Below are 13,599 nucleotides of genomic sequence, written 5' to 3'. Positions count from 1 at the left end.
GCCGGTGCCACTCTGTCGGTGGGGTCGGATAATCTTCGACACGTGCCCGAATCGACCGAACCGCCCGTAGCAAACGACAAGACCGCAGGGACCGTCGATGTCGAACTCGACGCCGCGTCGTCGGCCGATCGCGAGCGATGGCAGATGCTGGCCGAGGAAGTGCGCGGTCATCAGTTCCGCTACTACGTTCGCGATGCGCCGCTCGTGTCCGACGGCGAGTTCGATGCGCTGCTGCGTGAGCTGAACGATCTGGAAGAGGCGCACCCGGATCTGCGCACGGCGGATTCACCGACGCAACTCGTCGGGGGTGGCTTCGCGACGGAATTCACCGCCGTCGACCATCTGGAACGAATGTTGAGCTTGGACAACGTGTTCGATCACGACGAGCTTCGTGCCTGGGCCAAACGGGTCGAGACCGAGGCAGGGCCGGATCTGGAGTATCTGTGCGAGGTCAAGATCGACGGCGTTGCACTGAATCTGGTGTACGAGAACGGCACGCTCGTGCGCGGCGCCACCCGAGGCGACGGACGTACCGGTGAGGACGTGACACTCAACGCACGCACGATCGAGGACATCCCGGACACCCTGACGGGTACCGAGCAGTACCCCGTGCCGGAGTTGTTGGAAGTGCGCGGCGAGGTCTTCTTCCGGCTGGAGGACTTCCAGGCGCTCAACGCCTCACTCGTGGCCGAGGGCAAGCCCCCGTTCGCGAATCCACGGAACTCGGCGGCCGGGTCGCTGCGACAGAAGAATCCGGCGGTCACCTCCAAGCGTCGTCTGGGAATGATCTGCCACGGCTTCGGCCGCATGGTGGGGTTCACACCCGAGTCGCAGTGGCACGCCTACGAGGCACTCCGCGCCTGGGGTCTGCCCATTTCCACCCACACGACCCGCGTGCGAGGCGTCGACGCCGTCATCGAGAAAGTCGTCTACTGGGACCAGCACCGACACGACGTCGAACACGAAATCGACGGCCTGGTCGTCAAGATCGACGACATGTCGCTGCATCGTCGACTCGGGACGACGTCTCGCGCGCCGCGGTGGGCCATCGCGTACAAGTACCCACCCGAGGAAGTCACCACGACGCTGCTCGACATCCGCGTCAGCGTGGGCCGGACGGGCCGAGTGACGCCGTTCGCGTACATGACGCCGGTACTCGTGGCCGGCTCCACGGTGTCGCTCGCAACGCTGCACAACGGCTCGGAGGTCAAGCGCAAGGGCGTTCTGATCGGCGACACCGTGACCATTCGCAAAGCGGGAGAGGTCATTCCGGAGGTTCTCGGCCCCGTCGTCGACGCCAGGACCGGTGACGAGACCGAGTTCGTCATGCCCACCGAGTGCCCGGAGTGCTCGACGCCCCTGGCCCCGGCCAAGGAGGGCGACGCCGACCTGCGGTGCCCCAACTCGCAGTTCTGCCCGGCGCAACGTCGCGAGCGAGTGTTCTTCGTCGCCGAGCGGCAGCGATTCGATATCGAGGGTCTGGGCTACGAGGCCGCATCCGACCTCCTGGCCACCGGTGCGATCGAGGACGAAGGCGATCTGTTCTCGCTCACCGAAGACGACCTGATGAAGACGGCGATCTTTCGCACCAAGTCCGGGGCGTTGTCTGCCACCGGTCGAAAGTTGCTCGACAACCTGGCCACCGCACGGAACCAGCCGCTGTGGCGGGTGCTGGTCAGTCTGTCGATTCGACACGTGGGGCCGTCCGCAGCCCGCGCGCTGGCGGGGGAGTTCGGCAGCCTCGAGCGGATCCGGGCAGCGTCCGTCGAGGAACTCTCGGCGGTCGACGGGGTGGGCGGCACCATCGCGGCCGCGGTCTCCGAGTGGTTCGAGGTCGACTGGCACCGCGCCATCGTCGACAAGTGGCGGGCCGCGGGCGTGCGAATGGAAGACGAGCGCGATGCGTCGATCGACCGCAATCTCGAGGGGCTGTCGATCGTGGTCACCGGGTCGCTGACGTCCTATTCACGCGACGAGGCCAAGGAAGCGATTCTGCTGCGAGGTGGCAAGGCTGCAGGTTCGGTGTCCAAGAAGACAGCGTTCGTCGTCGTCGGCGAAGCTCCTGGGTCCAAGCACGACAAGGCAATCGAGCTCGGCGTGCCGGTGCTCGACGAAGCGGGATTCACCCTGCTGTTGACCGAGGGACCCGACGCAGTGGCTCCGACCGACGCAGAACCCGGTTCGGCGGACTGATCGGGCCGGTCGCGTCAGTTCGGTGGCGTCAGTTCAATACCGTCGCGACGATGCCGGCGAGATAGCCGAGCCGGGCAACCTCCGAGGGCCTGAACTCCGGGCCTCCAGGCCTGCCCAGCATCAGCACGGTGCCGGTGTTGCCGAGGGGCGCAGCGGCGATCTTGGTGTCCATGTCGCGCCATACCTGGGGCACCCACTCGGCGTCGGAATCCAGAGCGGCGGGGGCGTGCAGCGGGAACCACGGTAGCTCCGCGGCGTGAGTCTCGGGAGCCCCCGAGCTGCCCACCAGACGGAACGGGCCGTGCGCGTTGGTGGCGACGACAGTGCTCCACCCCACTCGAAGGACGCGGGGAGCTCCGTCGACGAGCACCTGAAGTCGATCGTCGGACGCCGCTGCGACGCGATCGATCAATTCCAGTTCGCGGTGCGTGTCGAGGACGCCGGTGTACGGGCGGATGGAATCGACCCGGACATCGGTGAGGTTCTCGGCAGCAGTGATCAGCGTGTCCGGAAGCGAACCCGGAGCAACGTCGACCACCAGATCGTCGACTGCGTAACCGTCGCCGCGTTCGATGACGTCGAGGGAGAGGATGTCCGCCCCGACCGAACCGAGCGCGACGGCCAACGATCCGAGGCTGCCCGGCCGGTCCGGCAGTTGGACGCGGAGTAGGTAGGACATGTCACGCTCCCTTTCGACTTCTGATGTACTTCGGCCACCCCAGCCTCATCGGTCGTTGCTGGCAGGTGGAATGTCGCTCTGGGGTCGTTCCGCAGGCTCCACTCCTGGGAACAAGATGCACCCCGGCGCGAGCAATCCTTGCATCTTCGACCTGTCCGGTACGTCGCGCAACGCGGGCCGTGACAATTCCGACACCCGCTGTGCCCACGAGGAGTGCGCGAAAGCCCGCGTAACACTACGCACTAGGCTGGACCGCGTTCGCGAACCCGTGAGGTTCGCTCTGCACGAATACGGGGCCGCTTCTGCAGGCTCCGCTTCTACCGTCTGAAAGGGGTCTACGCGGTGCCAGACATCTCCCGCGACGAGGTCGCTCACCTCGCCCGGCTGTCGCGCTTGGCTCTCAGCGACGCCGAACTCGACGAGTTCGCCGGCCAGTTGGACTCGATTCTTCATCACGTCAAGGCAGTGGCCGAGGTGGCGACGGACGACGTTCCGCCGACAGCCAACCCCAGTGACATCGTGAATGTGACGCGTCCCGACGTGATCGTTCCCGGCCTGACGCCGGAGCAATCGCTGTCCGGTGCACCGAACGCCGAGGAGGGCCGTTTCGCGGTGCCGCAAATTCTGGGAGAGAGCGAATGACCGACCTGACGAAGCTCGACGCGTCCGAGCTCGCCACCCGTATCCACGCGCGTGAGATCAGCGCCGTCGAGGTGACTCGGGCGCATCTCGACCGAATCTCCGAGGTCGATGGTGACCTGCACGCTTTTCTGCATGTCGCAGGAGCCGAGGCGCTCGCAGCGGCGACCGACGTCGATGCGGGATTGACTGCGGGGCATGCACCGGCATCGGCTCTGGCCGGCGTGCCGTTGGCCCTCAAGGACGTGTTCACCACGACCGACATGCCGACGACGGCCGGATCCAAGATTCTGGACGGGTGGATGTCGCCGTACGACGCGACGCTGACCACCAAGCTGCGCGCAGCGGGCATTCCGGTGCTGGGCAAGACCAACATGGACGAGTTCGCGATGGGCTCGTCCACCGAGAACTCGGCCTACGGACCGACCAAGAACCCCTGGGACACCACCCGCATCCCCGGCGGCTCGGGCGGCGGCAGCGCTGCGGCGCTTGCGTCGTACCAGGCCCCGCTGGCCATCGGCACCGACACCGGCGGATCGATCCGTCAGCCGGCGGCACTGACCGGCACAGTGGGAACCAAGCCGACCTACGGCAGCGTCTCGCGCTATGGACTGATCGCCTGTGCCTCGTCACTCGATCAGGGCGGCCCGTGTGGCCGGACCGTGCTCGACACCGCGTTGCTGCACGAGGTCATCGCCGGATACGACGCGCGGGACTCCACGTCGGTGGAGACGGCAGTTCGACCGGTGGTCGCCGCGGCACGTGAGGGTGCTCGCGGTGACCTGACGGGCGTGCGCGTCGGTGTCGTGAAGGAACTGCACTCGGACAAGTACCAGCCGGGTGTCATCTCGTCCTTCGATGCCGCGGTGGCGACACTCACCGAACTCGGTGCCGAGGTGGTCGAGGTGTCGTGCCCCAACTTCGTGCACGCGTTGGCCGCCTACTACCTGATCCTCCCGTCGGAGGTGTCGTCCAACCTGGCTCGGTTCGACGGCATGCGGTACGGATTGCGGGCGGGCGACGACGGCAAGCACAGCGCCGAGCAGGTCATGGCCACCACGCGCGCGCAGGGGTTCGGACCGGAAGTCAAGCGTCGCATCATGATCGGGACGTACGCCCTGTCCGCGGGATACTACGACGCCTACTACGGCTCGGCCCTCAAGGTGCGCACGTTGATCGCCCGTGACTTCGATGCCGCATACGAGAAGGTCGACGTGCTGGTGTCGCCGACGACCCCGACGACGGCATTCCCGTTGGGGGACAAGGTGGACGATCCGATGGCGATGTACCTCAACGACCTCTGCACGCTGCCGACGAACCTCGCGGGTCATTGCGCGATGTCGGTACCGTCGGGTCTCGCCTCCGAGGACGGACTTCCCGTGGGCCTGCAGATCATGGCTCCGGCGTTCGCGGACGAGCGGCTCTACCGCGTCGGTGCCGCATACGAGGCCGCTCGCGGCGATCTGAGGTAGTTCGAGGTGCTGCATCGGTGGGCTGCCGATCTGGCTCATCTGCCCCTGCTGTCCGGTGCAGTGCCCGCGGTCGCGTTGACTGCGACCGCTGTCGTGGCGGCGGTTCTGGTCCTTGCTGTCGTCCTGAGGGTCAGGCGGGGCCGAGCACTGGGAACGGTGTTCGGCGCGCTGAGCGCTCTCGGTCTCGGTGCCTCGCTTCTGGTGGCGGCGACAGTGCTCACCAATCTGACCGTCACTCGATACCCGACGGCGGCCGTGGCACTGGGCCACCGACCGGCCGTGCAGGCCGAGGGCACCGGCAGGTTGGTCGACGTGGACGTGCCGGGCACGGTGTCGCACTTCGCCGCGCGGTCCGCGACCGTCTACGTTCCGGCGTCGTACGACGCCGGCGCGAGCGACCTACCGGTGCTGGTGCTGCTCACCGGTCAACCCGGTCATGTCGTCGACTGGATCGAGGGTGGTCGTCTGGCCCAGACGATGGACGACTTCGCAGCACGTCACGGCGGCGCGGCCCCGATCGTGGTGGTGGCCGACGGACTGGGGGACACCGAGGCGAATCCGATGTGCATGGATTCGGATCTCGGAAATGCCGCGACGTACTTGTCGGTCGATGTGCCGCAGTGGATTCGGTCGAACTTTCGGGTGTCCTCGGATCCGAGGGCCTGGGCGGTCGGCGGCTATTCCTATGGGGGAACGTGCGCGCTGCAGCTGGCGGTGACGGCACCGTCGGTGTACCCCACCTTTCTCGATATCTCCGGTGAGGACGAGCAACGTCGGGGCACGAGAAGTGAATCCGTTGCAGCGGCATACGGCACGGACACCCCGGCGAACGAGGCGCGTTTCGAGCGCACGACTCCGCTGAACATTCTCTCGCGCACCAGCTTTCCCGATTCGGCCGGTGCCTTCGTCGTGGGAGCCGACGACGAAGAATTCCGGCCGCAGACCGAGCGAGCGTACGGGGCAGCAGAGGCTGCGGGCATCGACGTGCACTACAGCGAGCTGCCCGGTGGACACTCGATGCAGGTCTGGGCTCCGGCGCTGGAACAGGAGATGGACTGGCTCGGCGGGCGCGTGGGTCTGCTCGACTGACGCACGGTGTCGTCTCGGAGTACCACCATCAGCGACACCGGTGCATCGTGGTGCCCTGGTCGGTTCCGTACCGATGGCCGTGACCGGCACCGACATCGAGCGCAGCGGCGAGATCGACGGACGTCTGGACGAAGCCGACGATCGGGAGCCACATCGGCATCGGTGCGTCGGGCCGGGTATTGGACGTGTTCGGTGGTGACCACAGCAGGTCGGCCGACCATCGAACCACCGGGTCCGAAGAATTCGCCAGTACCGTTGCGCCCTCGGTGTTCACGGCTCCGGCGGGCGGTCCCGCCCAGACGGCACCGCAGACACCCGGATTGCTCCGCCCGATAGAGAGATATGCGTCGCTGCCCGCCACCGCGCCCAAACTCTGGCCGTACACGATGATGTCGGGCGGTGTCGATTCCGATGCCGCGCGCTCCGCGACCGCGCGAACCACCGCGTCCGCGGAACTGCGCGCGTCGTCCTCGGCGAACAGGAATGTCGCCCAACTGGGCGCGCTCGAGTACTGCACCGCCACGGTGGCGACATCTCCGCCGAATCTCCTTTCGGCACCGGTGACAGCGTTCTCGTCCACCCACCCCGATCCGGTCGGTATCGCGACGATCACGACGCTGCGCTGAAATGCACCGGCTCGATCCATGTCGGCGACGGCCGACGCGACCCGTCGATCGAGTGTCGGGGCCGAATCGAGCCCTACATAGACCCGCACGGTGCTGCGATCGAGACCGCCGGAGACGAACTTTCTGCCCTCTCTGCCGAGCGTGCGCCACGGGACGAGCGAGGCCGGAGCTCCCGATCTCGCGTTCGAGCTCGGAGCGGGCATCGTCTCGTCCACAACGGAGTTCGAGGCCGAGAACGAGTTTCGGATGACAGACCCGACCCTGGGCGCGGCAACGGAATACGACAGAAGGCCTGCGACGGCAATCAGGATCATCGTTCGACCCCCGCCGAGTGCGCAGCCGAACCCGGTGGCCGCACGGCCGAGTCCGCAGAGAACCACTGCAACGCAGATTGCCCCTGCCGCGACCTCCGCTGCGTACCGCCAGTTCACCGTCCCGACATCCATGGCTTCCCGTAATCGATTCTGCCACATGACATTCGCGGTCATCGAACCGATCGACATCAGTGTGCCTGCACTCGCCGACCAGGCTTGCAGACGTGGTCGAGCGGGCGTGGGTGAGCCGAACGCGCGACGGGCCGACCATGCGACCGCGAGCGCACTCGCCATCAGCACGCCGGTGAGCAAGGCCTGGGTGACGGCCGGACGGGGGAGCAAGCTTGGAGCCGACGACACCATCACCGCAACGGTGAGTGCCACCGAGGTGCCGATTCGGGGGAGTAGGACACTCGTCGCAGGCGGGGTGGACGGGGTAGCCGTATCGGCAATTCCGGTGACTCCGACGACCGGCGCGATCATGCGGGTTCGATCGGCCGGGACACCGGTTCGGTGGACAGCCGGCGTCGGCGCGCATATCGGTCGGTTGCGATGACCGACAGCGCAATCAGAGCGATGCCCGCGCCGACCGCCGCGAACGGCAGCGCGGGCTCGGACACAGGTGCGCCGAAGGACTGTCGCCAGGAATTGACGTCGACGGCCGTGGCAGCCACCGATGCGGCAGCATTGCAGATCTGGCGAGGCCCGTCGTCGGTCCGGTCCGTGCAGGCGGCGTGCATGCGCTCTTCCAGCTGGGCATCGATCGATCTGCGCCACTGCGGGTCCACTGTTGTCCCTGTCGCAGCGGCGTACCGGATCAGGTCGTAGCCCAGATCGTGGGCCTTGCATGCGGAATCGAACTCGGACGGCAGCGGGACCGGTGACGAGCAGTCACCGCGAGGGTTCTCCGCCATGTCGTCCTGCACCCGCGGGCGGTACCCCATCACGGACCCGAAGTCGTCGGGGATGGTCAGGGCGGCGGCGTCCGCGGACTCGGTGACCAGTGCGTGTACCGAGACCGCGACAGGTGAAGTCGTGTCGGCGGCCGGTGGTGTCGATGCTGCGCCGGTTGTCGCCATCACCGCCACCATCGCTGCGACCGCGCCCATCACGGCGCGAGAAGTGTTCCTGTTCATGGCTTTCGACGCTAGGGAGCCGGGGACTCATCGAACATCGCGCCGAAGTCTCGTTCTGCTGTGCCTGCCTCGGACGTTCGGAGGGTCCTACCGATACCTGGATACTGCACGGAACTGATACCCAGGTATGACGACCTCGTCGGCCCGCACTCCCTAGGCTCGGTGCGTGCGCAAGAACAGATCAGCAAAAGGCGAGCTCACAGCGGTGCGGCGTCGAGTGCCGACTCGAATCGGTGGATTCCGCTCGATCGACGTGCTGATCGTGGCGGTCACGGCAATGCTGTATTCGATTGCGTGGCCGACTTTGCCGGTCACACACGAGGTCTCGGGTCCGCTACTGCCCATCGTCGGCGCACTGGCCGCGTTTCCGTTCGCGTTGATCCGCGTCAATCCCGCACTGGGATGGGCCGTCTCGGCGCTGTTCGCTCTGGTGATCCCGGTAGCGTTCGACCGCGTTCCCGGCTACGACTACCCGTGGCAGGTAGTGCACATACTCGTCCTTCTGGCGTTGTTGTTCGCCGTCGCTCTGCGCTCGCCGGTGTCGGTACTGCTCGTGGCCTGGTTGGCCAGCATGCTGGTGTTCTTCGCCTACATGCCGGGCTCGGACGGCGTCGGCTGGGCGGTGGGTCTGACTGCGGTCGTGGTGTTCGGACTGTTGATCCGCTGGCTCGTTCTCTCCCGTAGGCAGCTCGCGCAGCAAGAGGAAGTCAGTGAACTCGAGCGCACCCGACGCACCGTACTCGAGGAGAAAGCCAAGATCGCCCGCGATCTGCACGACGTTGTTGCGCACCACATGTCGATGGTCGTGGTGCAGGCGCAGAGTGCGCCGTACCGACTCGATGACGTGTCCGTCTCTGCAGCAGTGGAATTCGAGTCGATCGCGGCCACCGCACGGGAGGCGCTCAACGAGATCCGGGGAATGCTGGGTGTGCTGCGCAGCGACGGACAGCAGTGGCAGGACGCGCCGGCACCGAACGCACTCGATCTCGAACGTACCTTGCACGCGAGCCGCAAGGCCGGTATGGACGTGCGGTGGGCTGTCACTGGGCAGGTCGAATCGGTAGCCGACACAACAGGTTTGGCTCTGTACCGAATTCTGCAGGAGTCGCTGTCCAATGCCGCTCGGCACGCCCCCGAGGCAGCGGTGACCGTCGACATCACCGTGGGGCCGAGCACCGTCGTCATGACCGTGGTCAATGCGCCTCCACCGAGCGCCGGTGTCGAACGCACCACTCGACCCGATACCGGTGGGCACGGGATATCGGGTATGCGCGATCGTGCACGCGCGGCGCACGGCTGGCTTCATGCCACCCCTCTGCCCGACGGCGGATTCGAGGTCGCGGTACACGTTCCGAACGGCATGCCGATCTCGGCGGCATCGGTTGTCCGGAACGAACTCACCTAGGCTGTTGCGCGTGGCTACAACGGTGTTCATCGCCGACGACCAAGCAATGGTGCGGCAGGGGTTCGGTGCACTTCTCGGTGCTCAAGCCGATATCTCGGTGGTCGGAGACGCCGACAACGGCAGGACCGCGGTCAGCGAGGTCGCCCGGCTGTTGCCCGACGTGGTGCTGATGGACGTCCGGATGCCCGAGATGAACGGTCTCGATGCTGCTCGGGCGATTCTCTCTGCGTCACTTCCGTCGCCGGTGCGCATTCTGATGCTGACGACGTTCGACATCGACGATTACGTCTACGAGGCTCTTGCTCTCGGAGCGAGTGGTTTTCTCCTCAAGGATGCGCCGGCCGAGGAGTTGATCAGAGGTGTTCGGGTCGTCGCCGCAGGCGACGCGTTGCTGGCACCGTCGGTGACGAGACGGCTCATCGCCGACGTCACCTCCCGTCGGGGAGCGCGGCGCCACACGTCTCGGCGTCTGAGTGATCTGACTCCGCGGGAACGCGAGGTTCTCGAACTGATCGCGACCGGTATGTCCAACTCGGAGATAGCAGGTTCACTGTTCCTGGCCGAGCAGACCGTGAAAACGCACGTCGGCAAGGTTCTCGCGAAGCTCGGACTGCGCGACCGCGCCCAGGCGGTCGTACTGGCCTACGAGACCGGCGTCGTCACACCGAAGTGAGGACCGAACGGTACCGACGCGCGCAGCATCCCACGCCCGATTAGGCTGACGTCCGTCACCGGGTCCGCTTCACGGACCTGCGAGCAGAGAGGCGAAAATCGATGCGCATCGGAGTTCTGACCGGAGGCGGCGATTGCCCAGGGCTCAATGCGGTGATTCGCGCAGTCGTACGCACCGCGGACGCGCGGTACGGCTCCACGGTCGTCGGTTTCCAGGACGGATGGCGCGGGCTTCTCGAAGACCGTCGGGTGCAACTGCGCAACGACGACCGCAACGACCGGTTGCTCACCAAGGGCGGCACGATGCTCGGCACCGCGCGCACCAATCCGGATGTGTTGCGCGCCGGACTCGATCGGGTCAAGCAGACTCTCGAGGACAACGGCATCGACGTGTTGATCCCGATCGGTGGTGAAGGGACCCTCACCGCTGCTGCGTGGCTGTCGGAGGAGGGTGTGCCCGTTGTCGGTGTGCCCAAGACGATCGACAACGACATCGACTGCACCGACGTCACATTCGGCTTCGACACGGCGCTGACGATCGCCACCGATGCGATCGACCGTCTGCACAGCACCGCAGAATCCCATCAGCGCGTGATGCTGGTCGAGGTGATGGGTCGGCACGCGGGGTGGATCGCTCTGCACGCAGGCCTGGCGTCCGGTTCGCACATGACACTGATCCCCGAGCAGCCGTTCGATGTCGAAGAAGTGTGCACGTTGGTGCGCAAGCGTTTTCAGCGTGGAGACTCGCACTTCATCTGTGTCGTCGCCGAGGGTGCCAAGCCGATGGAGGGCTCGATGAAGCTTCTCGACGGCGGAATCGACGAGTTCGGCCACGTTCGTTTCACCGGGGTTGCCCACCAGCTCGGTGTCGAGATCGAGCGCCGCATCAACAAGGAAGTACGCACCACGGTGCTCGGCCACGTCCAGCGCGGTGGAACGCCGACGCCGTACGACCGCGTTCTCGCAACACGATTCGGCGTCAACGCGACCGATGCGGCCCATTCGGGAGACTTCGGCAAGATGGTCTCGTTGCGCGGCACCGAGATCGGCCTGGTGTCTCTGGCCGAGGCCACCAAGCAACTCAAGCGGGTACCGCAGACCCGATACGACGACGCAGCCGCGTTCTTCGGCTGACTCCCGGTGAGCCGTCAGATACGACCGGCTGCCTCCTGGATTTCGGCCTCACGTTCCTCGGTCTCGCGGCGCAGTTCGCGCCGTCGCCGCGCGGCCTCGAAACGCTGAGCACCGACCTCGGTGGTCGGTGTCAACTGGGGCAGGGTCTTCGGCTTGCCGTCGTCGCCGATCGCGACCATGGTGAAGTAGCAGCTGTTGGTGTGGCGTAATTCACCGCACTGGATGTTCTCGGTTTCCACTCGGATGCCGACCTCCATGGAGGTACGGCCGGTGTAGTTGACCGACGCAGAGAACGTGACCAGCTCTCCGACGTGGATGGGTTCGCGAAACACGACGCGGTCGACCGACAGAGTGACGACGTAGGCCCCGGCGTAGCGACTGGCGCAGGCGTACGCCACCTGGTCCAGGAACTTCAGAATCGTGCCGCCGTGGACATTGCCGGAGAAGTTGGCCATGTCGGGTGTCATCAGCACTGTCATGGCCAGTGTCTGTTTCTCTGGGGGAGTCACCCGTGCACGGTAACGAGTGCACGTGGTTACTCGCGCGTCGTACGGGAGTGGAGCCTGCAGGAACGACCCAGGTAGCGCGAGTGGAGCCTGCAGGAACGACTCAGGTAGCGCGAGTGGAGCCTGCAGGAACGACCCAGGTAGTCGGTGCATAAACTACTGACCATGACTGCTGCAACCGTCGATTTGATCGATTACGACGATGTGCTCGCCAAGTTCGACCCCGTGTTGGGCATGGAGGTCCATGTGGAGTTGGGCACGGCGACCAAGATGTTCTGCGGCTGCCCCACCGAGTTCGGTGCCGAGCCGAACACTCAGGTGTGCCCGGTGTGCCTGAGCCTTCCCGGTGCGCTTCCGGTGGTGAACGCTGCTGCGGTGGAGTCGGCGATTCGGATCGGGCTGGCGCTCAACTGCTCGATCACCCCGTGGGGACGGTTCGCTCGCAAGAACTACTTCTATCCGGATCAGCCGAAGAACTATCAGATCTCGCAGTACGACGAGCCCATCGCGACCGAGGGCTACCTCGATGTGCTGCTCGATGACGGCAGTACGTTTCGAGTCGAGATCGAGCGCGCGCACATGGAGGAGGACACCGGTAAGTCGACGCACGTCGGCGGGGCTACCGGCCGTATCGAGGGGGCGTCGCATTCGCTTCTCGATTACAACCGTGCCGGTGTGCCGCTGGTGGAGATCGTGACCAAGACCATCACGGGAACCGGTGCGCGTGCACCCGAGGTCGCCCGGGCGTACGTCACCGCGCTGCGTGACCTGTTGAAGTCGCTGAACGTGTCCGATGTGCGGATGGATCAGGGCTCGTTGCGCTGCGATGCCAACGTGTCCCTGATGGAGAAGACGGCAACCGAATTCGGCACGCGCACCGAGACGAAGAACGTCAACTCGCTCAAGAGCGTCGAGGTTGCCGTTCGGTACGAGATGCGGCGTCAGGCAGCGGTTCTCGAATCGGGCGGAGAGGTGACTCAGGAGACTCGGCACTTCCAGGAGTCGGACGGCACCACCACCGCCGGCCGCAAGAAGGAGACCGCCGAGGATTACCGCTACTTCCCCGAGCCCGATCTTGCGCCGGTCGCTCCCGACGCGGCGTGGATCGAGGAGCTTCGGACCACGTTGCCCGAGCTGCCGTGGTTGCGCCGCGGTCGGATTCAGAAGGACTGGGGTGTCTCCGACGAGGAGATGCGCGATCTGGTGAACTCCGGTGCGCTCGAGCTCGTCGCCGCGACGGTCGAGGCGGGTGCGTCGGCGCAGGCGGCGCGGTCGTGGTGGGTGTCGTACCTGGCGCAGCAGGCCAACATCGCCGGAGTCGAACTGACCGATCTGTCGATCACCCCCGCTCAGGTCGCCGAGGTGGCGGCGTTGGTCGCGGACGGCAAGCTCAACAACAACGGTGCCCGTCAGGTCGTGGACGGTGTGCTGGCGGGCGAGGGTGAGCCTGCAGAGGTCATGGCTGCGCGCAATCTCGTACTGGAGAAGGACGACACCAAGTTGCAGGCCGCCGTGGACGAGGCGCTCGCAGCGAATCCCGGTGTGGTCGAGAAGATCCGCAGCGGCAAGGTGCAGGCCGCCGGGGCCATCGTCGGCGCGGTGATGAAGGCGACACGCGGCCAAGCCGATGCCGCTCGCGTCAAGGAACTCGTACTCGAGGCCTGCGGCCAGCCCTGATCACGACGGAGAACGACCGAGGCCGAGCGCGATACGCGCTCGGCCTCGGTCGTTTCT

Annotated in this window: 12 protein-coding genes; 8 read left to right on the top strand and 4 right to left on the bottom strand. The window is 65.9% G+C overall.

The features are described from left to right. Nucleotides 1-42: 42 nt before the first annotated feature. Nucleotides 43-2,193, top strand: coding sequence for an NAD-dependent DNA ligase LigA (gene ligA, locus ABZ677_RS12250; RefSeq protein WP_358369586.1), 2,151 nt, complete (start codon nt 43-45; stop codon nt 2,191-2,193). A gap of 28 nt (nt 2,194-2,221) precedes the next feature. Here ligA and ABZ677_RS12245 read toward each other — a convergent pair whose 3' ends face one another. Beyond that, nucleotides 2,222-2,872, bottom strand: a complete 651-nt coding sequence (locus ABZ677_RS12245) for an amino acid-binding protein (RefSeq protein ID WP_037189761.1) — start codon at nt 2,870-2,872, stop codon at nt 2,222-2,224. Nucleotides 2,873-3,214: 342 nt separating this feature from the next. Between ABZ677_RS12245 and gatC the strand changes: the two genes are divergently transcribed. The 3 genes from gatC to ABZ677_RS12230 are packed head-to-tail and all read left to right on the top strand — an operon-like array spanning nt 3,215 to nt 6,072. After that, a complete protein-coding gene (gene gatC / locus ABZ677_RS12240) occupies nt 3,215-3,514 on the top strand; it encodes an Asp-tRNA(Asn)/Glu-tRNA(Gln) amidotransferase subunit GatC (RefSeq protein ID WP_068045762.1) in 300 nt (99 codons plus the stop codon). Then, nucleotides 3,511-4,983: an Asp-tRNA(Asn)/Glu-tRNA(Gln) amidotransferase subunit GatA gene (gatA, locus tag ABZ677_RS12235; protein ID WP_358369581.1), complete on the top strand. Its 1,473-nt coding sequence runs from the start codon at nt 3,511-3,513 to the stop codon at nt 4,981-4,983. The genes gatC and gatA overlap by 4 nt, the downstream gene beginning before the upstream one ends. 6 nt (nt 4,984-4,989) lie before the next feature. Next, nucleotides 4,990-6,072: an alpha/beta hydrolase-fold protein gene (locus ABZ677_RS12230; RefSeq protein WP_358369578.1), complete on the top strand. Its 1,083-nt coding sequence runs from the start codon at nt 4,990-4,992 to the stop codon at nt 6,070-6,072. 28 nt (nt 6,073-6,100) lie between these two features. Here ABZ677_RS12230 and ABZ677_RS12225 read toward each other — a convergent pair whose 3' ends face one another. Both ABZ677_RS12225 and ABZ677_RS12220 read right to left on the bottom strand, forming a co-directional pair. Further along, nucleotides 6,101-7,495 (bottom strand): alpha/beta-hydrolase family protein, encoded by a 1,395-nt coding sequence (locus ABZ677_RS12225; protein WP_358369575.1) that lies wholly within the window; start codon nt 7,493-7,495, stop codon nt 6,101-6,103. Continuing rightward, nucleotides 7,492-8,148: a hypothetical protein gene (locus tag ABZ677_RS12220; protein WP_082323595.1), complete on the bottom strand. Its 657-nt coding sequence runs from the start codon at nt 8,146-8,148 to the stop codon at nt 7,492-7,494. The genes ABZ677_RS12225 and ABZ677_RS12220 overlap by 4 nt, the downstream gene beginning before the upstream one ends. A 277-nt stretch (nt 8,149-8,425) precedes the next feature. Here ABZ677_RS12220 and ABZ677_RS12215 point away from each other — a divergent pair, with 277 nt between their 5' ends. The 3 genes from ABZ677_RS12215 to ABZ677_RS12205 all read left to right on the top strand — a co-directional run bounded on the left by ABZ677_RS12215 (nt 8,426) and on the right by ABZ677_RS12205 (nt 11,359). Continuing rightward, nucleotides 8,426-9,553, top strand: coding sequence for a histidine kinase (locus ABZ677_RS12215; RefSeq protein ID WP_358369698.1), 1,128 nt, complete (start codon nt 8,426-8,428; stop codon nt 9,551-9,553). Nucleotides 9,554-9,563: 10 nt separating this feature from the next. Next, nucleotides 9,564-10,226 carry a response regulator transcription factor gene (locus ABZ677_RS12210; RefSeq protein ID WP_358369572.1) on the top strand — a complete coding sequence of 221 codons (663 nt, stop codon included), beginning with the start codon at nt 9,564-9,566 and terminating at the stop codon, nt 10,224-10,226. Nucleotides 10,227-10,327: 101 nt separating this feature from the next. Further along, nucleotides 10,328-11,359, top strand: a complete 1,032-nt coding sequence (locus ABZ677_RS12205) for an ATP-dependent 6-phosphofructokinase (protein WP_032397750.1) — start codon at nt 10,328-10,330, stop codon at nt 11,357-11,359. 14 nt (nt 11,360-11,373) lie between these two features. Here the strand turns inward: ABZ677_RS12205 and ABZ677_RS12200 are convergent, their stop codons facing one another. Continuing rightward, complete coding sequence (locus ABZ677_RS12200; protein WP_170946068.1) at nt 11,374-11,838, bottom strand: acyl-CoA thioesterase; 465 nt, start codon at nt 11,836-11,838, stop codon at nt 11,374-11,376. Nucleotides 11,839-12,030: 192 nt separating this feature from the next. Here ABZ677_RS12200 and gatB point away from each other — a divergent pair, with 192 nt between their 5' ends. Next, complete coding sequence (gatB, locus tag ABZ677_RS12195) at nt 12,031-13,542, top strand: Asp-tRNA(Asn)/Glu-tRNA(Gln) amidotransferase subunit GatB (protein ID WP_037189745.1); 1,512 nt, start codon at nt 12,031-12,033, stop codon at nt 13,540-13,542. Nucleotides 13,543-13,599 lie beyond the last annotated feature (57 nt).

The organism is Rhodococcus sp. NPDC006774 (genome assembly GCF_040636045.1).
Taxonomy (GTDB): domain Bacteria; phylum Actinomycetota; class Actinomycetes; order Mycobacteriales; family Mycobacteriaceae; genus Rhodococcoides.
The sequence above is the reverse complement of the archived record's forward strand: the minus strand, read 5'-3'. Positions and strand labels throughout refer to the sequence as shown.

Excerpts from the sequence above, each read along its gene's own strand:
- ABZ677_RS12245 (WP_037189761.1), bottom strand. The coding sequence starts at position 2,872 with ATGTCCTACCTACTCCGCGTCCAACTGCCGGACCGGCCGGGCAGCCTC.
- ABZ677_RS12220 (WP_082323595.1), bottom strand. The coding sequence starts at position 8,148 with ATGAACAGGAACACTTCTCGCGCCGTGATGGGCGCGGTCGCAGCGATG.
- ABZ677_RS12215 (WP_358369698.1), top strand. The coding sequence starts at position 8,426 with ATGCTGTATTCGATTGCGTGGCCGACTTTGCCGGTCACACACGAGGTC.
- ABZ677_RS12200 (WP_170946068.1), bottom strand. The coding sequence starts at position 11,838 with ATGACAGTGCTGATGACACCCGACATGGCCAACTTCTCCGGCAATGTC.
- ABZ677_RS12225 (WP_358369575.1), bottom strand. The coding sequence starts at position 7,495 with ATGATCGCGCCGGTCGTCGGAGTCACCGGAATTGCCGATACGGCTACC.
- ABZ677_RS12205 (WP_032397750.1), top strand. The coding sequence starts at position 10,328 with ATGCGCATCGGAGTTCTGACCGGAGGCGGCGATTGCCCAGGGCTCAAT.
- gatB (WP_037189745.1), top strand. The coding sequence starts at position 12,031 with ATGACTGCTGCAACCGTCGATTTGATCGATTACGACGATGTGCTCGCC.
- gatA (WP_358369581.1), top strand. The coding sequence starts at position 3,511 with ATGACCGACCTGACGAAGCTCGACGCGTCCGAGCTCGCCACCCGTATC.